Here is a 26,796-nt window from a genome sequence, read left to right as displayed (position 1 = left end):
ACTAGCCGGTAAAGCTGTGAGGATAGAAGCGCGACAGATCCTGGGTGATCAGCTCTCTGTCTTCACGGATGCCGATTCCGGCGGGTTGAGAGTCCACCAGCCAGCTGCCGATCAGGGTGTAGCTATCGCCAAACTTCGGTAGCGGCTGGAACTGCTGGATAATATAGCCTTCTTCCCCGTAGGGGCCGTCCACCCGGGCTATCTCCTGGCCTTTCTCGATAATGCGCACGTTGGCGCCTTCTCGGGAAAAGATCGGTTTCACCACGTATTTTTCCAGTTCCGGATGATCCTCGTCGGCGAAGTACGCCGGTAGCAGGTTCGGGTGATTGGGGAACATTTCCCAGAGCATCGGCAGCAGCGCTTTATTGGACAGAATGCTCTTCCAGGCAGGTTCCAGCCAGCGAACGCCAGCGTCTTCCAGCTTGGTAGAGAACATCTCACGCAGCATAAATTCCCACGGATAGAGCTTGAACAGGTTACCGATCACCTGATCCTGCATATCCGTAAACTGGCCCTTTTCTCCCAGACCGATGTCTTCGATATAGAGAAACTCGCTGGCAACGTCGGCTTCGTTGGCGCAATCCTGAAGATACTGCACGGTGCCGCGATCCTCGATCGTGTCGCGACAGCAGGTGAAGTGAAGCAGGTTAAAGCCGTGCTGGGCTTTAAGCTGTGCAAAGCGTTCAATTAGCTTCTCTTGCAGGCTATTGAATTGATCGCTGTCAGCCGGCAGGTTACCGGCCGCGATCTGATCCTCCAGCCAGATCCACTGAAAGAAGGCGGCTTCGTACAGCGAGGTTGGCGTGTCGGCGTTGTTTTCCAGCAGTTTGGGTTCGCCGGTGCCGTCCCAGGCCAGATCCAGACGCGAATAGAGCGAAGGCTGGCGACTGTTCCAGGACTGGCGGACAAATTCGCGCACGTGCTTTGGAATGCGGAAGCGATCCATTAGCGCATCGCTTGCCACAACCCGCTCCGCAACCTGCAGACACATCTGGTGCAGCTCTGCGGTGACCTCTTCCAGCTTTTCGACCTGAGCCAGCGTCAATCGGTAGTATGCCTCTTCGCTCCAGTAGGGCTCGCCGTGCATGGTGTGAAAGTTGAAGCCGTACTCGGTGGCTTTCTCGCGCCAGTCCGGGCGCTCGCTAATGGCGACTCTTTCCATGGATCAGCCGCCCATGGAGCGGCTGGAGGTGCCGGTCGCGCTACGCTGCATTGCGGACTGCTTCGCCACGGATTCACCAAAGCCGCCGCGGGTAATGGTGGAGGTGGTGGCCGGTTTCGGCGCCATGGCAGTTTTCGGTACCGTCATAGTGCGGCCGGGGCGCGCAGCGCCGTAATTTTTACCACTGGCGTCGGTGTACTGGCCATAGGCCGGGCTGGCCGGGTTACGGGAAGAGAACAGCGGCTGTTGGGCTGCGCCGCCGCTCATCATTCGGCCCATCATGTAGCCCGCCATCAGCGGCATCCAGAAACTGCCGCTGGACTGTGCTTCGGCCTGATTTTCACCACTGCCAGCCATAGAGGCCTGAGCTGGGGTCTGCTGACACTGGTTTTCGCCAAATTCCGCCACGCAGTCTTCGCGAGTGGCATATTTAGGCGCGGTACGTTCGGCTTCCTTCACGGCATTGTTATAAGCCGTGGTGCATTCGGCGTTCTTGCCGGGATTGGCCTGTGCACACTGATCGGCGTTCTGATAGAGCGAGACAGTTTCATCGCTCTGCTCGCAGCCAGCCAGCATAAAGACCGCGCCGACGGCCAGTGCGACCGGCGTTAAATGGCGCGCACGCCAGTTCTTACGGAAAGCGGCGTGATTAATTGTTTTTGTCCGTTTCATCCTGTCTTCCTGAATCCCGAGGTATACACAATATTGTGGGCTAAAGGATAGAGGATGACTGGTTGAATTTAAAGCGCAAGCAGCGTGAGGAGTGAGCGGAGACGGGATCTTTACGTTGCCTTACGTAACAGGGGCGCCGTGCGGCGCCCCTGTATCAGTACTAGTTGCGGAACGGGTTGCGACCGCTGGTACTGTTGGTGGCCGTCGCCGGGCGGGCAACTGGCTGCGCGGCGGGCGCAGAGGCGCTTGCGCTGGCGGTATTGTAACCGTCGGCATAGGCGTTCTGCTGCTGATTATCCGGCGCCAGGCTCTGGGGGCTGGTAGCAACCGGTTTACCCAGCGTATTGTTCAGCGTCTGCAGATCCTGTTCGTTCAGGGTGCCGAGCGCATACTTGATGTTCAACTGGTTAATCAGGTAGTTATAACGCGCGTTGGACAGCTGCTGCTTGGCGTTATACAGCGTGGTGGTGGCATCCAGCACATCGACGATGGTACGGGTACCCACCGAATAGCCGGCTTCCATGGCATCCAGAGAGCTCTGGGAAGAGACAACCAGTTGCTCATAGGCCTTCACGTTGCTGATAGAGGCATTCACGTTGTTCCAGGAGGAACGAACGGTCTGCACCATGCTGCGGTGTGCGCCTTCCAACTGCTCGCTGGCGCCCACAAAGGCGTACTGCGCCTGTTTCACCTGGGAGGTGACCGCGCCGCCGCTATACAGCGGCAGGTTGAAGCTCAGACCGATCTGGTTCTGACCTGTATGAGAGTTATTACCGCCAAGCTGACGACCTTTGGCATTGTAGTCCTGATCGGATACGCTGGAAGAGGCATTCAGATCGACAGTCGGCATATGGCCGGCCTGGTAGTAGCGGATCTGCTCGCGGGCCAGATCCTGGTTCAGACGTGCCTGCAGCAGCGACAGGTTACGTTTTTCCGCTTCCTTCAGCAGATTATTGACCGTATCGGGCTTCGCGGAGCTAAAGCGATCGACATTCAGCGATGCCAGTTCCGGGTAGAAATTACCGGTGATCTGGCGCAGATCTTCCAGCGCGTTGTCCAGATCGTTACGGGCCGTCACTTCGTTAGCCAGTACGCTGTCGTACTGAGCACGGGCGTTCTGTACGTCGGTAATTGCCACCAGGCCCACATTAAACCGCTGGGTAGTCTGATCCAACTGGCGATAGATCGCCTTTTTCTCTGCTTCAATGTAGGAGAGCGAATCGATGGCGCTCAGTACTTTAAAGTAGGCGGTGGCGGTATTGAGGATCAGCTCCTGCTGGTCAACCTGCCAGGTCACATCCTGTATACCAGCGGTTTTTTCCTGCAGCGTCAGCGAACGCCATTTCGACATATCGAAAATTACCTGGGTTAACTGAAGCGACGCGCTGGTCGAGTTATAGTTAACGCCGTTGTTGTCACGGTACCCGGAGTTGTAGCTATAATCCGCACCCAGACCAAGCTGAGGCAGCAGCGGGCTGCGTGCTTCATTGATCTTCTCGAACGCTGCGTCACGGTCAGCGGCGGATTTACGCAGGTCCGGGTTACTCAGACGAGCCTGCTGATAAACCTGAAGCAGGTTTTCAGCCTGGCTCATGGCGCTGAATCCTGTCAGACTCAGGCCGATAAGAATGGGGAGCAGTTTCTTCATTTGCATTCCTTGTTGTGAAGCTGAATTTTTTGTTAGCGCTGACAAGTGCCGAAAATGATCGCAGATTCTAACAGAGCCCGCCTGCGGACGGGCTTGGCGTAATGTGCCATCGGTCACTAATACCCGTCAATCTACCATAGCATGGCGGAAACGGTAGCTATCCGGTTGCAAAACGATCATTTAACCACCATTACATGCGGACGACATCATGAGTAAACCGACAAAACCGGCAGTCTCTTTTGGTAAAAACGATGTAGAAATTATTGCACGCGAAACGGCATACAGCGGCTTTTTTTCGTTAAAGAGGTACCGTTTCCGTCATCGCTTGTTCAGCGGCGGTATGAGCGAAGAGATTGCGCGTGAAATTTTTGAGCGCGGTCATGCCGTGGTCTTGCTACCCTATGACCCTGTGCGTGATGAAGTGGTGTTGATCGAACAAATTCGCATCGCCGCATATGACACCAGTGACAGTCCATGGCTACTGGAACTGGTGGCGGGTATGATCGAAGAGGGTGAAAGTCATGAAGACGTGGCCCGCCGCGAGGCGCAGGAAGAAGCCGGATTAAGCGTCGGCCAGGTGCGTTCGGTGATGAGCTATCTGGCAAGTCCGGGCGGAACCAGTGAACGTCTGTCGGTGCTGGTCGGCGAAGTGGACGCTTCCACGGCGAAAGGTATTCACGGCCTGGCGGAAGAAAATGAGGATATTCGCGTCCATGTGGTAAGTCGGGAGCAGGCTTATCAATGGGTCAATGAGGGAGTTATCGATAACGCAGCTTCGATCATTGCCTTGCAGTGGTTGCAACTGCACCACGAGACGCTGAAAGCCGACTGGAATAGCGGTGCGCATTAATCGTGCGCGATATCGCGACGGTCGCTTCAGCAGTGACGTTGAGTTTTCCGCGCTGTTAGCCCACTGTTACCGACAGGGGGCGGCAATGCGGCTATACAAAAAGAGGTTACCCCCAGGTATGAAGCGCTATGTGCCTGATTTTCCGGAAATGATGAGGCTGAACGAAACCAACTTCGCTCAGCTGCGGCGCCTGCTCCCGCGCCAGGACTCGCCTGGCGAGACCGTTAGCTACCGGGTAAAGGATGCGCAATATCGGATAACGATTCTTGAATCCACCCGCTACACTACGCTGGTGGAAATCGATCAGACGTGGCCGGCGGTCAGTTACTGGAGCCTGCCATCGATGACGGTGCGACTGTATCATGACGCCATGGTCGCGGAAGTGTGTTCGAGTCAGCAGATCTTCCGCTTTAAAGCACGTTATGATTATCCTAATAACAGGTTGCACCAACGCGACGAAAAGCATCAGATTAATCAGTTCCTTGCTGACTGGTTACGTTACTGCCTGGCACATGGAGCGATGGCGGTGCCGGTGTTACCCTAACGGGTTTGGGGATATTGGGGCAGCGATGTGGTTAAGGTGATTCACTACCTTATATCAGGGGGGGCGCGGAGATAACGCTGCTGGTAGCAACCCTGAAAGGGCAGGTCCTGGGTATGAGGACAGTGCCAACGAGTATGCGGCCTGAAGTATGACGGGTATGTTAGCGTCGTGAAAGCTGAAGGACACCATTTGGAAAGCCAGTTAAACCTTCCTGTGGCCGGTGGGGCCAGCATCAGGATTTTACAAATTACCGATACTCACCTGTTTGCCGACAAGAGCGGCACCCTGTTAGGGGTAAATACCTGGGAGAGTTATCAGGCGGTCGTCGCGGCTATTCATGCCCGGCAGAACTCCTGGGATCTGATTGTGGCGACCGGCGATCTGGCGCAGGATCAGAGCGCCCAGGCTTACCAGCACTTCGCTGATGGTATTGCGGGTTTTTCCGTGCCCTGCGTCTGGCTGCCCGGCAATCACGATTTTCAGCCTGCAATGTACAGCGCGTTGCAGGATGCGGGTATTTCACCTGCGAAGGTGGTTTACGCTGGTGATGCCTGGCAAATCCTGCTGCTGGACAGCCAGGTATTTGGTGTGCCCCACGGCGAACTCAGCGACTACCAGCTCGAATGGCTGGAGCGTCAACTCTCAAGGGCGCCGGAACGCCATACCCTGCTTCTGCTGCACCATCATCCTTTGCCGTCGGGCTGTAGCTGGCTCGATCAACACAGCCTGCGCAACTCTCCGGCGCTGGACGACGTACTGGCGCGCTGGCCGCGGGTCAAGACGCTACTGTGCGGCCATATTCACCAGGAACTGGATCTTGACTGGAACGGTCGTCGTCTGCTGGCGACGCCTTCCACCTGCGTACAGTTCAAGCCGCACTGCGCCAACTTTACGCTGGATACCATTCCCCCCGGCTGGCGATGGCTGGAGCTGGCGCCGGACGGTACACTCACCACCGAAGTCTGCCGTCTTGAGACCCAGGACTTCAGCCCGGATACCGAGTCAGAAGGCTACTGATGGCTAAGCTGCTTTATTTGCACGGCTTCAACAGTTCGCCGCATTCCGCCAAGGCGATGGCGTTGTCGGCGTGGCTGGCGGAACAGCATCCCGATATCGAGATGCTGGTGCCTGAACTGCCTCCTTACCCCGAAGAGGCGGCACAGCTCATGGAAAGTCTGGTTCTTGCCCACGGAGGGGAAAATCTTGGCCTTGTCGGCTCTTCCCTTGGCGGTTATTACGCCACCTGGCTGTCCCAGTGTTTTATGTTGCCTGCCGTGGTGATCAACCCGGCAGTACGTCCGTTCGAGCTGCTGACTAACTTCCTGGGGAATAACGAGAACCCGTGGACGGGGCAGCAATATGTGCTAGAGTCTCGCCATATTTACGATCTTAAAGTCATGCAGATCGACCCGCTTGAGGCGCCGGACCTCATCTGGCTGCTACAGCAGACCGGTGATGAGGTACTGGATTACCGCCAGGCCGTGGCATATTACGATGCCTGCCGCCAGAGCGTGGAAGAGGGCGGTAACCACGCTTTTGTGGGCTTTGAGCGTTATTTCACACAGATTGTCGATTTTCTGGGGCTCCATTGAGTTCCTGGAAAGCACGACGCTTGACTACCTGAACGAACAGACCATGACGCAATCCTATAACGCAGATGCCATTGAGGTACTGACCGGGCTGGAGCCTGTGCGCCGCCGCCCGGGCATGTACACCGATACCACTCGCCCTAACCATCTGGGTCAGGAGGTTATCGATAACAGCGTGGACGAAGCGCTGGCGGGCCACGCAAAGCGCGTGGAGGTTATCCTGCATGCTGACCAGTCGCTGGAAGTGATTGACGACGGTCGCGGCATGCCGGTGGATATTCACCCGGAAGAGGGGGTTCCGGCCGTTGAGCTGATCCTCTGTCGGCTGCACGCCGGGGGCAAATTTTCCAACAAGAACTACCAGTTTTCTGGCGGCCTGCACGGGGTCGGGATCTCGGTGGTTAACGCCCTGTCAAAACGGGTGGAAGTGACCGTGAAGCGCGATGCGCAGGTATGGCGGATTGCGTTTGAAAATGGCGATAAGGTGCAGGATCTGGAAGTGATTGGTACCTGTGGCAAGCGCAACACCGGCACCAGCGTGCACTTCTGGCCGGACGAACAGTTCTTCGACAGCCCGCGTTTTTCCGTTTCGCGCCTGTCGCATCTGCTGAAAGCGAAGGCAGTACTGTGCCCCGGCGTGGAGATCGTCTTTAAGGACGAAGTAAATCAAACCGAACAGCGCTGGTGTTACCTGGACGGTCTGAAAGACTATCTGTGCGAAGCGGTAAATGGCCTGATCACTCTGCCGGAACAGCCCTTTATCGGTGACTTCCACGGCGAAACCGAAGCGGTGGACTGGGCGCTGCTCTGGCTGCCGGAAGGGGGCGAGCTGCTGACCGAAAGCTACGTGAACCTGATTCCCACCATGCAGGGGGGAACCCACGTTAACGGGCTGCGACAAGGGCTGCTGGACGCGATGCGCGAATTCTGCGAATACCGCAACATCCTGCCACGCGGCGTGAAGCTGACCGCGGAGGATATCTGGGAACGCTGCGCCTATGTGCTTTCGGTGAAAATGCAGGATCCGCAGTTCGCCGGTCAGACCAAAGAGCGTCTCTCTTCGCGCCAGTGCGCGGCCTTTGTTTCCGGCGTAGTGAAAGATGCTTTCTCGTTATGGCTCAACCAGAACGTCCAGGCTGCGGAGCAACTGGCCGAAATGGCGATCTCCAGCGCCCAGCGCCGCCTGCGTGCGGCCAAAAAAGTGGTGCGTAAAAAGCTGACCAGCGGCCCGGCGCTGCCAGGCAAGCTGGCAGACTGCACTGCGCAGGACCTGAGCCGTACCGAACTGTTCCTGGTGGAAGGGGACTCGGCGGGCGGCTCTGCCAAGCAGGCGCGCGATCGTGAATATCAGGCGATCATGCCGCTTAAGGGTAAGATCCTGAACACCTGGGAAGTCTCTTCCGACGAAGTGTTGGCCTCTCAGGAGGTGCACGATATTTCGGTGGCTATCGGCATCGATCCCGACAGCGAGGATCTGAGTCAACTGCGCTACGGCAAGGTTTGTATCCTGGCGGACGCCGACTCGGACGGTCTGCACATCGCCACGCTGCTGTGCGCGCTCTTTGTGCGTCATTTCCGCGCGCTGGTGAAGGGCGGTCATGTGTATGTGGCGATGCCGCCGTTGTACCGTATCGACCTGGGGAAAGAGGTTTATTATGCGCTGGATGAAGAGGAGAAAGCCGGTATCCTGGAGCAGCTTAAGCGTAAGCGCGGTAAGCCGGGCGTACAGCGCTTTAAAGGGTTGGGTGAGATGAACCCGATGCAGCTACGGGAAACCACTCTCGATCCTAACACCCGTCGTCTGGTGCAGCTAACCATCAGTGACGATGACGATGAGCGCACCCGCGCAGTGATGGATATGCTGCTGGCCAAGAAGCGCGCCGAAGATCGCCGCCACTGGTTGCAGGAGAAGGGCGACCTGGCGGATATCGACGTCTAAGCCATGTTCTGCGGGCGCTGTCGCGATTATGCGGCAGCGCCTGGCGCAGGCAGTGCTGCGGCTTCCTGATAGCCCCGATTAAAGCTGCGCACCAGACGTTCTGAACGAAAATCGGTAAAAAATTCTCTCATCAGGGCCTGATCCAGCCCGTAACGTCGGGTTAGAATTCCCGCCTTCCAGGCTGCCAGCGCCATTTCACCATACCGCCGTTCCAGCTGATGGCAGTAACCCAAAATAAAACCGCGTTTGTAGTCGGCCCGATAGTCGGTGAAAGCGGCAATCTCCTGGGGATGTTGGCTCTTCATTCCGTCCATAACGCCCCTGGCAAATTCATTTTTCATCTCTGTTGCCTCCCCTTATTCGCTGTATAGTTATATATATAACGAAGGTGTGAGAATATATCTACCTTAGAATAAGAGCGGCATCTCTTTTTTATAGCGAAGAGCGAAGGGGGAACTTTCGGACTAAACCGGGAAGAGAAAAAGCGATGCCAGGCATCGCTTTTGGTTTGCAGCAGGGCTTATACGCCCTCTTCGAGGATGCGAATACGGGTTTCCAGCACGTCCTCTTTCACCTTTTCAGACCAGGCCTTCATGTGTGGAGTCTGCAGGTGGGCCTGTAGATGAGCGACGCTTTCCCACTTTTCCACCATGGTGATGGAATCCGGCGCGCAGGTCTGGAAATCGACCTGGGCATGAGTATCCACCAGCGGCGCATAGCCGTGACAACCGTCCTCTTTCAGCACGGTCGGAATGATTTCCCTGAAGGCGTCCAGTACCGCCTGGCGATGGTGCTGGCCGGGGCGGGTACGGATGTCGGCAATGATAGTTAGCATGTTTGATTAACTCCTTAATGCCTGTGTTGCAAAACAGGCTCTTATCCTGAATTCATCACACGTCAGGCCGCGCTATGGCGGCCTGGCAACTGCAACGTTGGAATGAATACCGGGATACAGTTAAGCAAAAATTTCGCTCAGATGCTTGCGGTATTCTGCGATATAACGTGGAACATCGGGCATTTTGATGACGTCATTGGCGATAAAGGTCGGCAGGCTTTCCATGCCGAGGAACTGATTAGCCTTGTGGAACGGTAGGTAAACGCCATCCACTCCAACGCCGTGGAAGAACTGCTCTTCGTCGGTAAAGGCTTCCATCGGGGCGTTCCAGGTCAGCGAGAGCATATAACGGGTGCCCTGCATCAGGCCGCCGGAACCGTATTTCTTCGAGGCATCGGAGCGAGTGCGGCCATCGCTGGCGTACAGGGTGCTGTGTCCTTCGGTAAAGACATCATCCATATATTTTTTCACCGTCCAGGGCGCGCCCATCCACCAGCCAGGCATCTGCCAGATGATGACGTCAGCCCACTGGAATTTCTCCACTTCGGCTTTAATGTCGTAATCTGCATCGGCGCGGCTGACTTTCACGTTGTGACCGGCATCGCGCAGGAAACCGTCTGCCACCTCGGTCAGGGTATCGTTAAGCTGGCCGTTGGAATGGGCAAATTTTTTGGCCCCGTTGATAATAAGAATGTTGCTCATAATTTGTTCCTGAACTGTCATGTTTGAAAACGATCATATAGTGATATGAATCACGGAAAAACAGCCAAAATCGGCAAAGACTTTTGCGTTTTAAGCAACAATCTGGCTTCCTTGTGACCCTGAGCGCGAGATACTGTATTATCACCGCCATTGTCCCGCTTCACTCATGGAAAGCCAGTCTGAGGATTATTAATGAGCGATCTGACTCATGATGGCGCAGAGCGTCTTGCCCTGCATGAATTCACGGAAAACGCCTATCTGAACTACTCCATGTACGTCATCATGGACCGTGCGCTGCCGTTCATCGGCGATGGCCTTAAGCCGGTACAGCGCCGTATCGTCTATGCCATGTCGGAACTGGGGTTGAGCGCCAGCGCGAAATTCAAAAAGTCGGCGCGCACCGTGGGTGACGTGCTGGGTAAATATCATCCCCACGGCGATAGCGCCTGCTATGAAGCCATGGTGCTGATGGCGCAGCCTTTCTCCTACCGCTACCCGCTGGTGGACGGCCAGGGGAACTGGGGGGCGCCGGACGATCCCAAATCCTTTGCGGCGATGCGTTATACCGAATCGCGACTCTCTAAGTACGCGGAAGTGCTACTGGGCGAGCTGGGACAGGGGACGGTGGATTTCGTGCCCAACTTCGACGGCACGATGCGCGAACCGAAGATGCTACCAGCGCGTCTGCCCAATATTCTGCTGAACGGCACCACCGGTATTGCGGTGGGGATGGCGACCGATATCCCGCCCCACAACCTGAAAGAGGTAGCGCAGGCAGCCATTACGCTTATTGAGCAGCCGAAAACCACGCTCGATCAGCTACTGGATATCATCCAGGGGCCGGACTATCCTACCGAGGCAGAAATCATCACCTCGCGTGCCGACATCCGCAAAATCTACCAGACCGGCCGTGGCTCGGTGCGTATGCGCGCGGTGTGGAGCAAAGAAGACGGCGCGGTAGTCATTAACGCGCTGCCGCACCAGGTTTCCGGCGCCCGGGTACTGGAGCAGATTGCCAGCCAGATGCGCGCCAAAAAGCTGCCGATGGTGGACGATCTGCGCGATGAATCAGACCACGAAAACCCGACTCGTCTGGTGATTGTGCCGCGATCCAATCGCGTGGACATGGTGCAGGTCATGAACCACCTGTTCGCTACTACCGATCTGGAAAAAAGTTACCGCGTTAACCTCAATATGATCGGGCTCGATAACCGTCCTGCGGTGAAGAATTTGCTGGAGATTCTGAGCGAGTGGCTGGTCTACCGTCGCGATACCGTGCGTCGCCGCCTGAACTATCGTCTGGAGAAAGTGCTGAATCGTCTGCATATTCTGGAAGGTTTGCTGGTTGCCTTCCTCAATATCGATGAGGTGATTCACATCATCCGCAGTGAAGACGAACCGAAGCCGGTGCTGATGTCACGCTTTGAACTCAGCGAAACTCAGGCCGAAGCGATTCTGGAACTGAAACTGCGCCACCTGGCGAAGCTCGAAGAGGTGAAGATCCGCGGCGAGCAGAGCGAACTGGAAAAAGAGCGCGACCAGTTGCAGGCGATTCTGGGCTCCGAGCGTCGGATGAACACCCTGCTGAAGAAAGAGATTCAGGCCGATGCCGAGGCCTTCGGTGACGATCGTCGTTCGCCGCTCCATGAACGCGAAGAAGCGAAGGCCATGAGCGAACACGATATGCTGCCTTCCGAGCCGATTACCGTGGTGCTGTCGAAGATGGGCTGGGTGCGTAGCGCCAAAGGGCATGATATCGACCCCACGGGGCTGAACTATAAGGCCGGTGATGAATATCTGGCATCGGCTCAGGGCAAGAGCAACCAACCGGCTGTGTTCCTGGACTCTGCCGGACGCAGCTATGCTATCGATCCCATCACGCTGCCGTCGGCGCGTAGTCAGGGCGAGCCGCTGACCGGTAAGGTGACGTTGCCGCCAGGGGCGTTCGTGGAACAGGTGCTGATGGCCGGAGACGACCAGAAGCTGCTGATGTCATCGGATGCTGGCTACGGCTTTATCTGTACCTTCGGCGATCTGGTCGCGCGTAACCGGGCTGGTAAAGCCTTGATTACGCTACCGGAAAACGCGCGCGTGATGTCGCCACTGGAGGTGGCCCGTCAGGATGATATGCTGCTGGCGATCACTGCCGCGGGCCGTATGCTGATGTTCCCGGTCGGCGATCTGCCCGAATTGTCTCGCGGCAAGGGGAACAAAATCATCTCCATTCCTGCCGCTGACGCGGCGAAGGGGGCAGATCGTCTGGCACACCTTTTGATTCTGCCGCCGCAGAGCGGGGTGACCATTCATGTCGGCAAACGTAAGCTGAAACTGCGCCCGGAAGAGCTGCAGAAGGTGCGCGCCGAGCGGGGTCGCCGCGGTACGCTGATGCGTGGTCTGCAACGCATCGACCGCATTGAGGTGGATGCGCCTGCGGGTAGGCAGGATACCAGCGGCGAGAAGTAGTTCGCGTGCGCCGTGTTGTGCGGGGAAGGTCTTGTTTCCCCGCGCAAATCTCGCTTACTATTTTTCCTGACAGGGCCATTGTTTGTTGGCGCAATGCGCATAACAATAGTGGCCCTGGGATTCCCACTCTAAGAACCTGGTTCTAACGCGCCATTCATCATACGTCAGTCGGCATTTGTCGGTATGACTTGTCAGTGGCTGCGGTTTCAGAGGTTGTTATGTTATTTATTTTTCGCTTTATTATCGTTGTCGTTTACAGCATCCTGGTATGCATATTCGGTTCGATCTGGTGCCTGTTCAGCCCGCGTAACCCGCGCCACGTGGCGACTTTTGGCCACCTGTTCGCCCGGCTTTCCTGCGTTTTTGGCCTGAAAGTGGAAACCCGTAAACCCGAAGGCGCGGAAAACTACGGTAATGCGGTCTATATTGCCAACCACCAGAATAACTACGATATGGTCACGGCCGCCTATATTGTGCAGCCGCCGACGGTAACGGTTGGGAAAAAGAGCCTGGTCTGGATCCCCTTCTTCGGCCCGATTTACTGGCTGACGGGTAACTTGTTGATTGATCGTAATAACCGGGCCAGGGCCCATGGCACCATCGCTGAAATGGTGCGCCAGATCCATAAACGTAAAATCTCTATCTGGATGTTTCCGGAAGGCACCCGTAGCCGCGGGCGCGGCCTGTTGCCCTTTAAGACCGGCGCTTTCCACGCCGCTATTGCTGCGGGGGTGCCCGTTATTCCGGTCTGCGTTTCCAATACCAATGATAAGGTTAAGCTGAATCGCTGGAATAACGGTCTGGTGATCGTCGAAATGCTGCCGCCGGTGGATGTCAGCCAGTATGGCAAAGATCAGGTGCGTGAACTTTCCGATCACTGCCGTGCGCTGATGCAGGCGAAGATCGACGAACTGAATAAAGAGGTTGCGGAGCGGGAGCGCGCCGGGACTGTGGAAAAGAAACAGACGAATTAACTTTTACCGGACGATTTTGCCGGGTTTTACAGGGAGCAAATATGTCACTCAGTCGGCGTCAGTTTATTCAGGCATCCGGAATAGCACTTTGTGCGGGTGCGGTGCCACTGAGGGCACAAGCGGAAGGGAAACAGCCTGTGTTGCCGGTTCCGCCGCTGCTGGAATCCCGCCGCGGACAACCGCTTTTCTTAACGCTACAGCGTACCCACTGGTCCTTCACCGGCGGAAGCAAGGTATCCGTATGGGGCTTTAACGGCCGCTATATGGGGCCGACCGTTCGGGTCTGGAACGGCGACGATGTCAAACTTATCTACAGCAATCGTCTGCAGGAAAATGTGGCGATGACGGTCAGTGGTCTGCTGGTGCCTGGTCCCCTGATGGGGGGCGCGCCGCGTATGATGGGCCCCAATGCCGACTGGGCGCCGGTGTTGCCGGTTCGCCAGCAGGCGGCGACCCTCTGGTATCACGCCAACACGCCGAATCGCTCGGCGCGCCATGTGTATAACGGTCTGGCGGGCATGTGGCTGGTGGAGGACGAAGTCAGCAAGTCTTTGCCCATCCCTAATCATTATGGGGTGGACGACTTCCCGGTCATCATTCAGGACAAGCGACTGGATAACTTTGGCGCGCCGGAATACAGCGAACCCGGCAGCGGCGGCTTTGTGGGCGATCGCCTGCTGGTGAATGGCGTACAGGGCCCTTATGTCGAAGTTTCCCGCGGCTGGGTACGTCTGCGCCTGTTGAATGCCTCTAACGCCCGACGCTATCAGCTGCAACTGAGCGATGGCCGTCCGCTGCACGTCATTGCTGGCGATCAGGGCTTTTTACCGGCGCCGGTGTCGGTGCGTCAGCTGTCGCTCGCGCCTGGTGAACGGCGCGAGGTGCTGGTGGATATGACCGATGGCGATGAGGTCTCCCTGACCTGCGGCGAGGCGGCCGGCATTATGGATCGCATTCGCGGCTTCTTCGAGCCCTCGTCGATTCTGGTCTCCAGCCTGGTACTGACGCTGCGCCCCACCGGGCTGCTGCCTCTGGTGACCGATAACCTGCCGATGCGCCTGCTGCCGGATGAGATTCTCAACGGCGCAGCGGTGCGCAGCCGCGATATCGCGCTGGGCAGCGATCCGGGCATTAATGGCCAGCTGTGGGATATGAAGCGTATTGATATCACTACCCAGCAAGGCAGTTGGGAGCGCTGGACGGTACGCGCCGATTCTCCCCAGTCCTTCCATGTGGAAGGAGCGCGCTTCCTGATTCAGGATGTTAATGGCGCGCTGCCGTTTGGCGAGGATCGCGGCTGGAAAGATACCGTGTGGGTGGATGGCCAGGTCGAGCTGCTGGTTTACTTCGAGCAGCCCTCCTGGCCGCATTTCCCGTTCCTCTATTCCAGCCAGACCCTGGAGCTGGCGGATCGCGGCTCCATTGGCCAGATCCTGGCAAACCCGGCCCCCTGATGCGCTATGGCCTTCCCCGATTCCGGGGGAGGCCGCAATCCCTGACAATATCCCTTCTGGTTTTGCCGGAATACGGCGTATAATTTCCGCCCTTTTTGTTGCCCGGAATCCCCATGTCCCGTACCACCCTGATCCAGCCTGAACGCACGCTTTTCTCCTGGCCCCGCTACCGGGATGACCATACGCCCGCGCCCTTTATGCCAATGTCCCGGGCCGAGATGGATAAACTGGGTTGGGACAGTTGCGACATTATCATCGTGACCGGGGATGCCTACGTCGATCACCCGAGCTTCGGGATGGCGATTGTCGGGCGAATGCTGGAATCTCAGGGCTTCCGGGTGGGTATCATCGCTCAGCCGGACTGGCAGAGTAAGCAGGATTTTATGCGGCTTGGTAAACCGAATCTGTTTTTTGGCGTGACCGCCGGCAATATGGATTCGATGATCAACCGCTACACCGCGGACCGTAAACTGCGAAAAGACGACGCCTACACCCCGGGTAACGAAGGGGGCAAGCGGCCCGATCGCGCCACGCTGGTCTACACCCAGCGCTGTAAAGAGGCCTGGAGCGATGTACCTGTCCTGTTGGGCGGTATCGAGGCCAGCCTGCGGCGCATCGCCCACTATGATTACTGGTCGGATAAAGTTCGGCGATCGGTGCTGATTGACGCCAAGGCGGATATGCTGGTGTTCGGCAACGGTGAACGCCCGCTGGTTGAAGTGGCACACCGCCTGGCGGCGGGGGAATCCATTACCGATATCACCGATGTGCGTAATACCGCCTTTATCTGTAAGACAGCGCTGCCGGGCTGGACCGGCGTTGATTCCACACGCCTTGATACGCCGGGGCGTATCGATCCCATTGCGCATCCTTATGGCGAGGATCTGCCCTGTGCCGATGGCGCAGTGCCGGTTCAGCCGGATGAAGCTCAGCCGGTCACGATACAGCCGCCGCGCCCCAAACCCTGGGATCGCACCTACGTGCTGCTGCCCTCTTACGAGAAGGTACAAAACGATAAGGTGTTGTACGCGCATGCCTCGCGCATTCTGCACCATGAAACCAACCCCGGCTGCGCCAGGGCGCTGATGCAGAAGCATGGCGATCGCTATATCTGGCTTAACCCGCCTGCGATTCCGCTTTCCACCGAAGAGATGGACGGCGTCTTCGGCCTGCCGTACCAGCGGGTGCCGCATCCTTCCTATGGCCGCAGAAAGATCCCGGCATACGATATGATCCGTTTCTCGATCAATATCATGCGCGGCTGCTTTGGCGGCTGTTCGTTCTGTTCGATCACCGAGCATGAAGGGCGGATCATTCAGAGTCGATCCGAAGATTCGATAATCAATGAGATCGAAGCGATCCGCGATAGCGTGCCGGGCTTTACCGGTGTTGTCTCCGATCTTGGCGGCCCGACTGCCAATATGTATATGCTGGGATGCAAGTCGCCACGGGCCGAGGAGACCTGCCGCCGTCTCTCCTGCGTTTATCCGGATATCTGTCGGCACATGGATACCGATCATCAGCCGACTATCGATCTGTACCGCCGCGCCCGGGCGCTTAAGGGGGTCAAAAAGATCCTGATCGCCTCCGGGGTGCGCTACGATCTGGCGGTAGAAGATCCGCGCTATATTAAAGAGCTGGTGACCCACCATGTGGGAGGCTACCTGAAGATCGCACCGGAACATACCGAATCGGGGCCGCTGTCGAAGATGATGAAGCCGGGTATGGGCAGCTATCACCGTTTTCGTGACCTGTTCGATAAATATTCGCGCGAGGCCGGAAAAGAGCAGTATCTGATCCCCTATTTTATTTCGGCCCACCCCGGCACCCGGGATGAAGATATGGTGAATCTGGCGCTGTGGCTGAAGGAACACCGCTTCCGTCTGGATCAGGTGCAGAACTTCTATCCGTCGCCGCTGGCCAATGCCACCACGATGTATCACACCGGTAAAAACCCGCTGACCAAAGTAGGCTATAAGAGCGAAGAGGTGGTGGTGCCGCGCGGCGATCGCCAGCGTCGTCTGCATAAGGCGCTGCTGCGCTACCACGATCCTGCCAACTGGGCGCTGATTCGCAGCGCGCTGGAAGCGATGGGTAAAAAACATCTGATAGGCGCCCGCCCGGGCTGCCTGGTTCCGGCCCCCACGGTAGATGAACTGCGCAACGCTCAGCGTAAGGCGCCACGCGGTCAGGCGGCGCTGACCCGTCATACGCCAATGAACAAACAGCATCGCAAGCCGAAACCGCGCGCCCGCTAATTCGTGAGGAGGCCGAATGAGTAAGACACTGATCCTGGAAGGCAGTCGGATTCACGATATCGGCAGCTTCTACGACCAGATTAACGGCCTGTTTATGGCGGATGAGAGCTGGCAGCTTGGGCCGAGCCTGGATGCCCTGAACGATCTGCTGTACGGCGGTTTCGGTGTCCTGCAGGGCAATGAACCGCTAACGCTGATATGGCGGGATATAGCGCAGAGCAGGGCGGCCCTGGGGCGTGACGCCACCCGTCGTTACTACCAGGATAAACTGGCCCAGCCGCAGCGTTATCATCAGGCGCGTATCAGGCAGGAGCTGGCCTTACTGGAGCGTGGCGAAGGTCCGACTTACTTCGATATCATCCTGGAAATTATCGCTGACCATCCCAACATCACGCTGGTTCCGGCCTGAGTGGTAAAAGCCCGGCGGGAAGCCGGGCCGTGAGGGTTACTGGACGCTAAAGGTATCGGGATCCGGGCCCAGTCGCTTGCCGCTATCGAGCTGTGCGATATCGCCCAGTTCGTCTTTATCCAGCCGGAAGTCCCAGACGTCGAAGTTATCGGCGATGCGCGACGGCGTGACCGATTTGGGAATCACCACCAGCCCGTTATCCAGGTGCCAGCGAATCACAATCTGTGCCGGCGACTTACCGTACTTTTTCGCAAGGTCGATAATGACCTTCTTGTCGAAGACTCCTTCGCCGCCCTGAGCCAGCGGACTCCAGGATTCGGTCTGAATATTGTGCGTGGCGTTCCAGGTGTTCAGCTCGCGCTGCTGGAGCAGAGGATGCAGCTCAATCTGGTTGATGACCGGCAGTATTCCGGTCTCTTTTTTCAGCCGCTGCAGATGCGGGATATTAAAGTTGCAGACGCCAATGCTTTTCACCAGACCCTGTTTTTGCAGGTCGATCATGCCTTTCCAGGCGCTGACGTAATGGTCTTTTGCCGGAACCGGCCAGTGCATCAGATACAGATCGAGATAGTCGAGCTGTAACTTTTCCAGACTCGTCTCCAGCGCCTGTTTGGGATCCTGCTGGTCGGCGTTCCACAGTTTGGTGGTGATGAACAGTTCATCACGCGCTACGTCAGCGCTCTTCAGAGCTTGCCCCACGCCTTCCTCGTTGTGATAGGCGGCAGCGGTATCGATGGAGCGATAGCCGACCTCCAGCGCCTTATGTATGGCCGTGATTACCTCGTCGTTGCTCGCTTTCCATACGCCGAGCCCCAACTGCGGCATCAGATTCCCGTCCTTTAGTTTGATTAGGGTTGGATTTGCCATCTGTTCCTCCTGTAAGCATCGGAGCCGGAAGGTGTCCGGCGGCAGGATTTCCCCTCACCCCGGCCCTCTCCCGAAGGGAGAGGGGGAAAAACAGTGAGTTCCCACTCCCCACAAGGGTGAGAGGAAAACCAGTGAGTTCCTTCTCTCCACAAGGGTGAGGGGAAACATACCTGCCTGATTATTAATTCTGGACCAAATACCCAAAAACGAAAGTATCTTAACGGGCCGCCTCATAGATACGGCGGCTGACATCCAGGGTGATATCGCCATGCTCGCCAAGCCCGGTCATACCGTGTTCTTCCAGCTTTGCCAGCAGTGCCGGGATGCTGCTACCGTCCAGATCGTAGTCGCGCATCCGGGTTGGAACGCCCATCCGCTCGAAGAAGTCGCGGGTGGCGGCGATAGCGGCATCAATACGCTGTTCGTCGCTACCTTCGCGGATATTCCAGACTCGCTCTGCGTACTGCAGCAGTTTGGCGTGCTTGCTGTCGCGTTTTTCATTCAGCAGCGACGGCAATACGACAGCCAGAGTCTGGGCGTGATCCAGCCCGTGCATGGCGGTCAGTTCGTGGCCCAGCATATGGGTGGCCCAGTCCTGGGGAACCCCGGCGCCGATCAGACCGTTCAGCGCCATGGTGGCGCCCCACATCAGGTTGGCGCGTACATCGTAGTTTTCCGGCTCGTCAAGCGCGCGTGGGCCTTCTTCGACCAGCGTCTGCAGAATACCTTCGGCGAAGCGATCCTGGATTTTCGCGTTCACAGGCCAGGTCAGATACTGCTCCACGGTGTGAACGAAGGCATCCACCACGCCGTTGGCAACCTGGCGCGGCGGCAGAGTATAAGTGTAGACCGGATCGAGCACAGCGAAGCGTGGTTGTACATACGGTGACTTAAAGGCCTGCTTATCTCCGGTCGTGCGCCGTGAAATAACCGCCCCCTGGTTGGATTCAGAGCCGGTGGCTGGCAGCGTCAGAACGGAACCCAGCGCAATGGCGCTGTGGATCTCACTGCCAGAGTTTTCCAGAATCTGCCACGGATCGACATTTTCCGGGTAGCGAGCCGCGGCAGCGATAAATTTAGTGCCGTCCAGCACCGAACCACCGCCCACCGCCAGCAGGAAGTCGATCTTTTGCTGGCGGACCTGATCCACGGCTTTCATCAGCGTCTCATAGGTTGGGTTCGGTTCAATACCGCTAAACTCGTGGACTTCCATCCCTGTCAGCGCATCGTACACCTGATCGAGCACGCCGTTCTTCTTCACGCTGCCGCCGCCGTAGGTAATCAGCACCCGGGCGTCGGCCGGAATCTGTTCGCGCAGGTCGGCAATAGCGCCTTTGCCGAACAGGATGCGGGTCGGGGTATGAAGGTTAAAATTATTCATGGGTGAACTCCGTCTGGTTCAAAAAGGGTATGGCATTATTCTGCGACGACGGGCCCCCGAGCCTCAATGCTCATTCCTGCCTTTGTCTTGCCTGTTTCTCCATAATTGTGGAGAAAGTGTCTGGAGTTATGCACAATGGCTATCGAGAATGAACGGCGGTAAAGGGGGGATGGCAATGGCGCATATGGCAATCTGTCAGCAACTGACGGAAAGAATTAATAGACTGAAACAAAATGAAAAAATAATTGAAGATAGCGTGCCAGGGCTTTCGCTGATGTACGGTACTGCGCCGCATCCCAGGGCGCCGGTCGTGTATCAGCCCGGTATCATTTTTCTCTTTTCCGGACATAAAACAGGCTATCTCAATGGTAGGGTGTTTCAGTACAGCGCCAGCGACTACCTGCTGCTAACAGTGCCGCTGCCGTTTGAATGTGAAACTCAGGCCACGCCGGAACAGCCCCTGGCGGGAATGCGTATCAACGTGGATATTGCCCAGCTCCAGGAGTTGTTGATCGAGATTGGCGAAGACACGGCTTTCCAGCCACGGCCGGTAGTTAGCGGTATTAATCCGACCCCGCTCACCGAAGATATTCTCTGCGCCGCGGAGCGACTGCTGGACGTGCTGGAAAATCCGCTGCAGGCCCGGGTTCTGGGGCGCCAGATTATCCGTGAAATCCTGTTCTATGTGCTGACTGGCCCCAGCGGCGGGGCGCTGATCCAACTTTCCAGCCGTCAGAGCCATTTCAGTCTGATTGGTCGGGTACTGCGGCGGATAGAAACCCACTATATGGAAAGTTTGAGCGTCGATCAGATGGCGGCGGAGGCCAATATGAGCATCTCGGCGTTTCACCACAACTTTAAGGCGGTAACCAGCACGTCGCCGCTTCAGTATCTGAAGAGCTGGCGATTGCATAAGGCGCGAATGCTGATGCTGCACGATGGCGTGAAGGCCAGCGCGGCGGCAATACAGGTGGGCTATGAAAGTCCTTCCCAGTTCAGTCGTGAATTTAAGCGCTATTTTGGCGCCACGCCGCAGCGGGAAGTGGAAAAGATGCGCAGCCTGCCGCCGCTGCCGGAAGGCGAAGCGACGGCAGGCAGAGGCCGTCAGGAACGGGCGTAGCGTTTTTTCAGAACCACCGCCAGAGCGCTGACCAGGCCTGCGACCAGCAGTATCACCGGCAGTACCATCAGGAAGGTCATCACCTGCTCTTCATGACGCTGTACGAAGGGCACCAGACCCAGCGCATAACCGAAACTGGTGACAGACACCACCCACAGCAGGCCGCTCAGCCAGTTAAAAAGCTGGAAACGGCGGTTCGGCAGACCAGAAAGCCCCGCCAGGGTTGGCAACAGAGTACGGACGAAAGCCAGAAAACGACCCACCAACAGCGCCAGCAGCCCGTGCCTGTCAAACATTCGGGTGGCGCGCTGGTGGTAGTGCAGAGGTAATTGTTCCAGCCAGCTCTGGACGAGGCGGGTATTCCCCAGCCAGCGTCCCTGAAAATAGCTCAGCCAGCAGCCCAGGCTGGCGGCAATGGTCAGCAGCATAATCGTAGGAATAAAGCCCATGACGCCCTGGCTTATCAGGGCGCCCGCCAGAATCAGCAGGCTATCGCCCGGCAGGAAGGAAGCGGGCAGCAGACCGTTTTCCAGAAACAGCGTGACAAACATGACGAAATAAACGAAACCCACCACGTGGGGATCCGCGAGCGCGGTGAAGTCATGTTGCCAGAGCGCGGCGACGATATTCTCTATAACGGTCATGGGTGTTCCTGTGGAAAGAGCGAACTGCGTATCGGGGGCTATTGTAACCGGAAAAACCCCGGGAGCGGTGGCCCTGGGGCAATAAAATGCAGAAACTTTGACCCAGAGTGTTCATCACCGCGTCCACCGCCGGAAACCTTACGCGATACGGGCGAATCCCGCTGCTAAATCCGCAATTAAATCTTCAACGTTTTCTAAACCGATGTGTAATCTGACCAGAGTTCCGTTGAAGTCTGGCTGACCACCCGGGCGAATAGCTGCCAGTTCTTCCGGCTGATTGGCGAGAATCAGCGATTCAAAACCGCCCCAGGAGTAGGCCATTGAAAAGTGCTGGAAGTGGTCGAGGAACTGCGCCATGGCGGCATCATCGAGCCGCTTGTTCAGTACGAAGGAGAACAGGCCGCTACAGCCCAGGAAGTCGCGCTTCCAGAACTCATGGCCTGGGCTTTGCGGCAGGGCAGGGTGGTTCACCCGCGCCACCAGGGGCTGTTCGGCCAGCCACTGCGCCACGGCGATGCTGCTCTCCTGATGCTGGCGCAGGCGCACCGCCAGGGTACGCAGACCGCGACTGGTAACGTAGGCGGTATCGGCATCCACCATCTGACCCATCAGATAGGCGTTTTCCCGCAGTTGCTCCCAGCAGCGCTCGTTCGCTACCGCCGTACCGATCATGGCATCCGAATGGCCCACCAGATATTTGGTCCCGGCCTGAATCGAGATATCGATTCCGAACTCCAGCGCCTTAAACAGCACCCCGGCGGACCAGGTATTGTCGATCATAATGATGGCGTCCGGCGCTTTGCTGCGTACGGCGCGTACAATCGCGGGGATGTCCTGCACTTCCATGGTGATAGAGCCAGGGGATTCCAGGAAGACGATGCGGGTGTTGGGCTGGACCAGATCGGCGATGTTTTCCCCTACCATGGGATCAAACCAGCTGGTAGTCACCCCCAGCTTCGCCAGAATTCGGGTACACAGGTCCTGAGTGGGCTCATAGGCGCTGTTGGTCACCAGAATATGGTCGCCCTGTTCCACAAAGGCGAGAACCGTATTGGCTACCGCCGCTGCGCCGCAGGGAAACAGCGCGCAGCCTGCGCCCCCTTCCAGCTCGCACATCGCTTCCTGGAGCGAAAAGTGGGTCAGGGTGCCGCGACGGCCATAGAACAGTTCGCCGCTGGCCCGGCCTTTGGTGGCGCGTTTTTTCTCTTCGACGCTGTCGAAAACCAGCGACGATGCGCGCTGAATCACGCTGTTGACCGAGCCCTGGGTATAGCGTTTACGCCGACCGGCATGCACCAGGGTAGTTTCGATATGCTGCTTTGTCATTGTCATCCCCATCTTTACGTCTGGATGTCCAAAATAAGCCACTGGGCCTCTTAGCGCAATGGGCAAGAAGTCGAAAGGGTGAACGCCTCTCTTTTTTTACTGCGTAAACGCAAGGAAAATGAGGACAAAGTGCGTCAGCATGTAAATACTAATGAGAACGACTATCAATTCGAAGCCGTTTTGGTATTATTACGAACAGTTTTTCTCTAAATTTCGTCCTGGAGAGTTAGTGTGACAGAGAATTTGATGCAGACGGATCTCTCCGTCATGGGTATGTATCATCATGCCGATATCGTTGTGAAGATAGTGATGATCGGCCTGATTCTGGCGTCAGTGGTCACCTGGGCCATCTTCTTTAGCAAGGGTGTGACCATGCTGAAGCAGAAGAGCCGCCTTAAGCGTGAACAGCAGGCTCTGGATGGGGTTCGTTCACTGGAAGAAGCGAATGAAAAATCGGCCTCTTTCGGAAACGGCAGTCTCTCTGCTCTGCTGCTTCAGGAAGCGCAGAATGAGCTCGAACTCTCCGCGGGCAGTGAAGATAACGAAGGGATTAAAGAGCGTACCGGCTTTCGTCTGGAACGTCGCGTGGCTTCCGTTGGCCGCCTGATGGGGCGCGGCAATGGCTACCTTGCCACTATCGGCGCTATCTCTCCGTTTGTCGGGCTGTTCGGTACTGTATGGGGAATCATGAACAGCTTCATCGGTATCGCCCAGACCCAGACCACCAACCTGGCCGTCGTGGCACCGGGTATCGCGGAAGCGCTGCTGGCTACGGCCATTGGCCTGGTGGCGGCGATTCCGGCGGTGGTTATCTACAACATCTTCGCCCGCGTCATCGGTGGTTTTAAAGCCTCGCTGGGTGACGTGGCGGCGCAGGTTCTGCTGCTGCAAAGCCGTGACCTTGACCTGGAGGCCACCGCGGCAAATCGTCCGGTACAGTCCGCCCGTAAACTGCGTGTAGGTTGATGCGCTATGGCGATGCACTTTAACGAAAACGTCGATAACGACGGCGAAATGCACGATATCAACGTCACGCCCTTTATCGACGTGATGCTGGTGTTGTTGATTATCTTTATGGTGGCGGCGCCCCTGGCGACGGTGGACGTGAAAGTTAACCTGCCAGCGTCCAGCAGCAAGCCGGCGCCGCGCCCGGAAAAACCGGTTTATCTGTCGGTGAAGGCGGACAACAGCATGTTCCTTGGCGATGATGCGGTCACCAAAGAGAATATGGTCAACGCGCTGAACGCCATGACGCAAGGTAAGAAGGACACCACCGTGTTCTTCCGCGCCGATAAGACCGTGAACTATGAAACCATGATGGATGTAATGGACACACTGCGCCAGGCAGGCTATCTCAAGATTGGCCTGGTGGGACAGGAAGTTTCCCATAAGTAGCGGTTTTTTTAGCGTTAAAACGGTAAACCCCGGCACTGAATGTCGGGGTTTTTTTATGAGCTTCAGACTTTAAGAGCACGTGCTTTGACAGCGCCGCCCCGTCATCACAGAATAGCGCTACAGGTCATGGGGAGCGGGCTATGAAGGATGAAAGACATCAGCGGATACTGGCGTTGCTCGGCCAGCACAACTGGGTAGCCACCGATGTTCTGGCATGCGCCCTGGCGGTAAGCCAGGAGACGCTGCGCCGCGATCTGCGCGAACTTCAACGTCAGGGAAAGATTCTGCGCAGCCATGGGCGGGCGCGTAGCCTGATGGCAGGGACATCCTATGCCGATCCGTTTCGCGCTCGCCAGAAGAGCCACCACGCCCGCAAAGCGGATATCGCCCGCCAGGCGCTACCCTGGATCGTCGAAGGTATCACCCTGGCGCTGGATGCCAGCACGACCAGTTGGTATCTGGCGCGCCAGCTCCCCGATCTGCCCCTCAGGGTATTCACTAACAGTTTGCGTATTTGCCAGGCGCTGGAACGGCGATCGCATATCCAACTGTTGCACAGCGGCGGCTGGCTCGATCGCGACAGCGCCTGCTATGAGAATCCGGCCCTGTTGGCGCTGTTGCGCCACATAGAAATCGATCTGTTTATCTTCTCCTGCCAGGGGGTGGATGCCGCGGGAGATATCTGGGACGTTCAGGGCTGGAATGCGCGTTTTAAACAACTGCTGCTAAGCCGTGCGGAGCAGTCGCTACTGCTGATGGATGGTAGTAAACGCGGTCGTACCGGTGAGGAGTGTATTGGCTCGCTGAACGAGGTGACAGCGCTTATCGATGATAAAAACCGTGCACCGTAAACATCCGTAAGCCCGCTTTTACGCCGCGTTGGCTACGCTATACTGGCGGCTCCTTTTTTACTCAGCAGGACGTTTATGGAGCGCTTTTTTGAGAATGCGATGTACGCCACTCGCTGGCTGCTGGCACCGGTCTACTTTGGTCTGTCGCTGGCGTTGATCGCTCTGACGGTTAAGTTTTTTCAGGAGATCATCCACGTCATTCCCAACCTTTTTACCATCGCCGAATCGGATCTGATTCTGCTGCTGCTGTCGCTGGTGGATATGACGCTGGTGGGGGGGCTACTGGTGATGGTGATGTTCTCTGGCTACGAAAACTTTGTCTCTCGTCTGGATATTAACAGCAACAAAGAGAAGTTGAACTGGCTGGGAAAAATGGATGCCACATCACTGAAAAATAAAGTGGCGGCCTCGATTGTGGCTATCTCCTCAATTCATCTGCTACGCGTCTTTATGGACGCGAAGAACGTTCCGGATAATAAGCTGATGTGGTACGTGATTATCCACCTCACCTTTGTGCTCTCTGCTTTTGTCATGGGTTATCTGGACAAACTTACCCGTGGGGATCATTAACCGCGTAACAGGCCCGGCGGCTTGCCGGGCCTGCCGGGATCATTTATCTGAAGATGCCTGCCACAGATTCAGTTCTCCGTCGCTGACGTGAGCATCGATGGCCTTCAGCTCTTCCTCGCTAAAGCGCAGGTTGTCCAGCGCCTTCACGTTCTCTTCCAACTGCTCAGTGCGGCTGGCGCCAATCAGTACCGAGGTGACGCGATTATCCTTGAGCAGCCAGCTCAGGGCCATCTGAGCCATGCTCTGACCGCGAGCCTGGGCCATATCATTAAGGAGACGCAGGCTGTTAAGATTGCGTTCACTAAGCATATTTTCCGTCAGACCGCGGGCTTTTTTACCTTCGTGCTGCATGCGCGATCCGGCCGGAATACCGTTCAGGTATTTCCCGGTCAGCAGACCCTGAGCCAGCGGCGTAAAGGCGATACAGCCCATCCCGTTTTCCTCCAGGGTATCGAGCAGGCCACTGCTGTCCACCCAGCGATTCAGCAGGTTATAAGAGGGCTGATGGATCAGCAGCGGAATGCCCTGTTCGCGCAGCAGGCGCGCCATCTCAGCGCTACGCTCCGGCGAATAGGAGGAGATCCCGACATAGAGCGCTTTACCGCTCTTCACCGCGTGAGCAAGGGCGCCAGCGGTCTCTTCCATTGGGGTGTTTTCGTCCACCCGGTGCGAATAGAAGATATCCACGTAATCAAGCCCCATACGCTGCAGGCCCTGATCGAGGCTTGCCAGCAGATACTTGCGCGAGCCGCCGCTGCCGTAGGGGCCGGGCCACATGTCATAGCCCGCTTTGGTCGAAATGATCAGTTCGTCGCGATAGCTGGCGAAATCTTCGCGCAGCAGACGGCCAAAGTTGGTTTCGGCGCTGCCCGGCGGCGGCCCGTAGTTGTTGGCAAGGTCAAAGTGGGTGATGCCCAGATCGAACGCTTTGCGCAGCAGGGCACGCTGGTTATCCAGCGGACTGACGTCACCGAAGTTGTGCCACAGGCCAAGGGAAAGAGCGGGGAGTTGCAGACCGCTGCGACCGCAGTAGCGGTACTGCATCTGTTCGTAGCGGGAAGGGTTGGCAAGGTAAGGCATGGTTACTCCTTTCTTGTTTTTGAAACGGTGTTTCTAATCCCTATACTAAAGCGCCCGCTGTCG

26 protein-coding genes are annotated in these 26,796 nt (G+C 56.9%); 15 read left to right on the top strand and 11 right to left on the bottom strand.

What is annotated here, in order from left to right; translation table 11 throughout:
* Window position 1 precedes the first annotated feature (1 nt).
* The 3 genes from FEM41_RS01765 to tolC form a co-directional block, all read right to left on the bottom strand.
* Complete coding sequence (locus FEM41_RS01765; RefSeq protein WP_138093851.1) at window positions 2–1,162, bottom strand: glutathionylspermidine synthase family protein; 1,161 nt, start codon at window positions 1,160–1,162, stop codon at window positions 2–4.
* Between the two features lie 3 nt (window positions 1,163–1,165).
* Window positions 1,166–1,834 (bottom strand): DUF1190 family protein, encoded by a 669-nt coding sequence (locus FEM41_RS01760; protein WP_138093849.1) that lies wholly within the window; start codon window positions 1,832–1,834, stop codon window positions 1,166–1,168.
* 160 nt (window positions 1,835–1,994) lie between these two features.
* Entirely contained in the window at window positions 1,995–3,482 is a 1,488-nt protein-coding gene (gene tolC / locus FEM41_RS01755; protein WP_138093847.1) for an outer membrane channel protein TolC, read from the bottom strand.
* A gap of 208 nt (window positions 3,483–3,690) precedes the next feature.
* Between tolC and nudF the strand changes: the two genes are divergently transcribed.
* The 5 genes from nudF to parE all read left to right on the top strand — a co-directional run bounded on the left by nudF (window position 3,691) and on the right by parE (window position 8,404).
* Entirely contained in the window at window positions 3,691–4,332 is a 642-nt protein-coding gene (gene nudF / locus FEM41_RS01750; RefSeq protein WP_138093845.1) for an ADP-ribose diphosphatase, read from the top strand.
* Window positions 4,333–4,450: 118 nt separating this feature from the next.
* Window positions 4,451–4,876 (top strand): DUF1249 family protein, encoded by a 426-nt coding sequence (locus FEM41_RS01745; protein ID WP_138099086.1) that lies wholly within the window; start codon window positions 4,451–4,453, stop codon window positions 4,874–4,876.
* Between the two features lie 189 nt (window positions 4,877–5,065).
* A complete protein-coding gene (gene cpdA / locus FEM41_RS01740; protein ID WP_138093843.1) occupies window positions 5,066–5,893 on the top strand; it encodes a 3',5'-cyclic-AMP phosphodiesterase in 828 nt (275 codons plus the stop codon).
* Window positions 5,893–6,468, top strand: a complete 576-nt coding sequence (gene yqiA / locus FEM41_RS01735; protein ID WP_138093841.1) for an esterase YqiA — start codon at window positions 5,893–5,895, stop codon at window positions 6,466–6,468. The genes cpdA and yqiA overlap by 1 nt, the downstream gene beginning before the upstream one ends.
* A gap of 43 nt (window positions 6,469–6,511) precedes the next feature.
* Complete coding sequence (gene parE / locus FEM41_RS01730; protein ID WP_138099085.1) at window positions 6,512–8,404, top strand: DNA topoisomerase IV subunit B; 1,893 nt, start codon at window positions 6,512–6,514, stop codon at window positions 8,402–8,404.
* A 26-nt stretch (window positions 8,405–8,430) separates the two neighbouring features.
* On the opposite strand, the gene FEM41_RS01725 is transcribed toward parE, so the two are convergent.
* The 3 genes from FEM41_RS01725 to FEM41_RS01715 all read right to left on the bottom strand — a co-directional run bounded on the left by FEM41_RS01725 (window position 8,431) and on the right by FEM41_RS01715 (window position 9,941).
* Window positions 8,431–8,745, bottom strand: coding sequence for a DUF2623 family protein (locus tag FEM41_RS01725; RefSeq protein WP_138093839.1), 315 nt, complete (start codon window positions 8,743–8,745; stop codon window positions 8,431–8,433).
* 179 nt (window positions 8,746–8,924) lie between these two features.
* Window positions 8,925–9,239 carry a putative quinol monooxygenase gene (locus FEM41_RS01720; RefSeq protein WP_138093837.1) on the bottom strand — a complete coding sequence of 105 codons (315 nt, stop codon included), beginning with the start codon at window positions 9,237–9,239 and terminating at the stop codon, window positions 8,925–8,927.
* A gap of 120 nt (window positions 9,240–9,359) precedes the next feature.
* Window positions 9,360–9,941, bottom strand: a complete 582-nt coding sequence (locus FEM41_RS01715) for an NAD(P)H-dependent oxidoreductase (protein WP_138093835.1) — start codon at window positions 9,939–9,941, stop codon at window positions 9,360–9,362.
* Between the two features lie 192 nt (window positions 9,942–10,133).
* On the opposite strand from FEM41_RS01715, the gene parC reads away from it, so the two are divergent.
* The 5 genes from parC (at window position 10,134) to FEM41_RS01690 (ending at window position 17,499) form a co-directional block, all read left to right on the top strand.
* A complete protein-coding gene (gene parC / locus FEM41_RS01710; RefSeq protein ID WP_138093833.1) occupies window positions 10,134–12,404 on the top strand; it encodes a DNA topoisomerase IV subunit A in 2,271 nt (756 codons plus the stop codon).
* A gap of 218 nt (window positions 12,405–12,622) precedes the next feature.
* Window positions 12,623–13,378 carry a 1-acylglycerol-3-phosphate O-acyltransferase gene (locus FEM41_RS01705; protein ID WP_138093831.1) on the top strand — a complete coding sequence of 252 codons (756 nt, stop codon included), beginning with the start codon at window positions 12,623–12,625 and terminating at the stop codon, window positions 13,376–13,378.
* Window positions 13,379–13,419: 41 nt separating this feature from the next.
* Window positions 13,420–14,832 (top strand): cell division protein FtsP, encoded by a 1,413-nt coding sequence (gene ftsP / locus FEM41_RS01700; protein ID WP_138093829.1) that lies wholly within the window; start codon window positions 13,420–13,422, stop codon window positions 14,830–14,832.
* A 113-nt stretch (window positions 14,833–14,945) separates the two neighbouring features.
* Complete coding sequence (locus FEM41_RS01695; protein ID WP_138093827.1) at window positions 14,946–17,090, top strand: YgiQ family radical SAM protein; 2,145 nt, start codon at window positions 14,946–14,948, stop codon at window positions 17,088–17,090.
* A gap of 16 nt (window positions 17,091–17,106) precedes the next feature.
* Window positions 17,107–17,499: a barstar family protein gene (locus FEM41_RS01690; RefSeq protein ID WP_138093825.1), complete on the top strand. Its 393-nt coding sequence runs from the start codon at window positions 17,107–17,109 to the stop codon at window positions 17,497–17,499.
* A 36-nt stretch (window positions 17,500–17,535) separates the two neighbouring features.
* Here FEM41_RS01690 and dkgA read toward each other — a convergent pair whose 3' ends face one another.
* Together dkgA and yqhD are read right to left on the bottom strand one after the other, a co-directional pair.
* Window positions 17,536–18,366, bottom strand: coding sequence for a 2,5-didehydrogluconate reductase DkgA (gene dkgA / locus FEM41_RS01685; protein WP_138093823.1), 831 nt, complete (start codon window positions 18,364–18,366; stop codon window positions 17,536–17,538).
* A 217-nt stretch (window positions 18,367–18,583) separates the two neighbouring features.
* Entirely contained in the window at window positions 18,584–19,747 is a 1,164-nt protein-coding gene (yqhD, locus tag FEM41_RS01680; RefSeq protein ID WP_138093821.1) for an alcohol dehydrogenase, read from the bottom strand.
* A 175-nt stretch (window positions 19,748–19,922) separates the two neighbouring features.
* On the opposite strand from yqhD, the gene FEM41_RS01675 reads away from it, so the two are divergent.
* On the top strand, window positions 19,923–20,867 hold the full coding sequence (locus FEM41_RS01675; protein WP_138093819.1) for an AraC family transcriptional regulator: 945 nt from the start codon (window positions 19,923–19,925) through the stop codon (window positions 20,865–20,867).
* On the opposite strand, the gene FEM41_RS01670 is transcribed toward FEM41_RS01675, so the two are convergent.
* Entirely contained in the window at window positions 20,852–21,511 is a 660-nt protein-coding gene (locus FEM41_RS01670) for a DedA family protein (RefSeq protein WP_138093817.1), read from the bottom strand. The two genes, FEM41_RS01675 and FEM41_RS01670, sit on opposite strands and share 16 nt — an antisense overlap.
* Before the next feature lie 138 nt (window positions 21,512–21,649).
* Complete coding sequence (metC, locus tag FEM41_RS01665; RefSeq protein ID WP_138093814.1) at window positions 21,650–22,837, bottom strand: cystathionine beta-lyase; 1,188 nt, start codon at window positions 22,835–22,837, stop codon at window positions 21,650–21,652.
* A 231-nt stretch (window positions 22,838–23,068) separates the two neighbouring features.
* Here metC and exbB point away from each other — a divergent pair, with 231 nt between their 5' ends.
* From exbB to FEM41_RS01645, 4 genes are all read left to right on the top strand, one after another.
* On the top strand, window positions 23,069–23,803 hold the full coding sequence (exbB, locus tag FEM41_RS01660) for a tol-pal system-associated acyl-CoA thioesterase (RefSeq protein WP_138093812.1): 735 nt from the start codon (window positions 23,069–23,071) through the stop codon (window positions 23,801–23,803).
* A 6-nt stretch (window positions 23,804–23,809) separates the two neighbouring features.
* On the top strand, window positions 23,810–24,232 hold the full coding sequence (exbD, locus tag FEM41_RS01655) for a TonB system transport protein ExbD (RefSeq protein ID WP_138093811.1): 423 nt from the start codon (window positions 23,810–23,812) through the stop codon (window positions 24,230–24,232).
* A 140-nt stretch (window positions 24,233–24,372) separates the two neighbouring features.
* Window positions 24,373–25,083, top strand: a complete 711-nt coding sequence (gene fucR / locus FEM41_RS01650) for an L-fucose operon activator (RefSeq protein ID WP_138093810.1) — start codon at window positions 24,373–24,375, stop codon at window positions 25,081–25,083.
* Window positions 25,084–25,158: 75 nt separating this feature from the next.
* Window positions 25,159–25,653 (top strand): TIGR00645 family protein, encoded by a 495-nt coding sequence (locus FEM41_RS01645; protein ID WP_138093809.1) that lies wholly within the window; start codon window positions 25,159–25,161, stop codon window positions 25,651–25,653.
* A gap of 39 nt (window positions 25,654–25,692) precedes the next feature.
* On the opposite strand, the gene mgrA is transcribed toward FEM41_RS01645, so the two are convergent.
* Window positions 25,693–26,733, bottom strand: a complete 1,041-nt coding sequence (gene mgrA, locus FEM41_RS01640) for an L-glyceraldehyde 3-phosphate reductase (RefSeq protein WP_138093808.1) — start codon at window positions 26,731–26,733, stop codon at window positions 25,693–25,695.
* Window positions 26,734–26,796 lie beyond the last annotated feature (63 nt).

It is taken from the genome of Jejubacter calystegiae, from assembly GCF_005671395.1.
Classification (GTDB): domain Bacteria; phylum Pseudomonadota; class Gammaproteobacteria; order Enterobacterales; family Enterobacteriaceae; genus Jejubacter; species Jejubacter calystegiae.
This window is presented reverse-complemented; position numbering and strand designations above follow the sequence as displayed.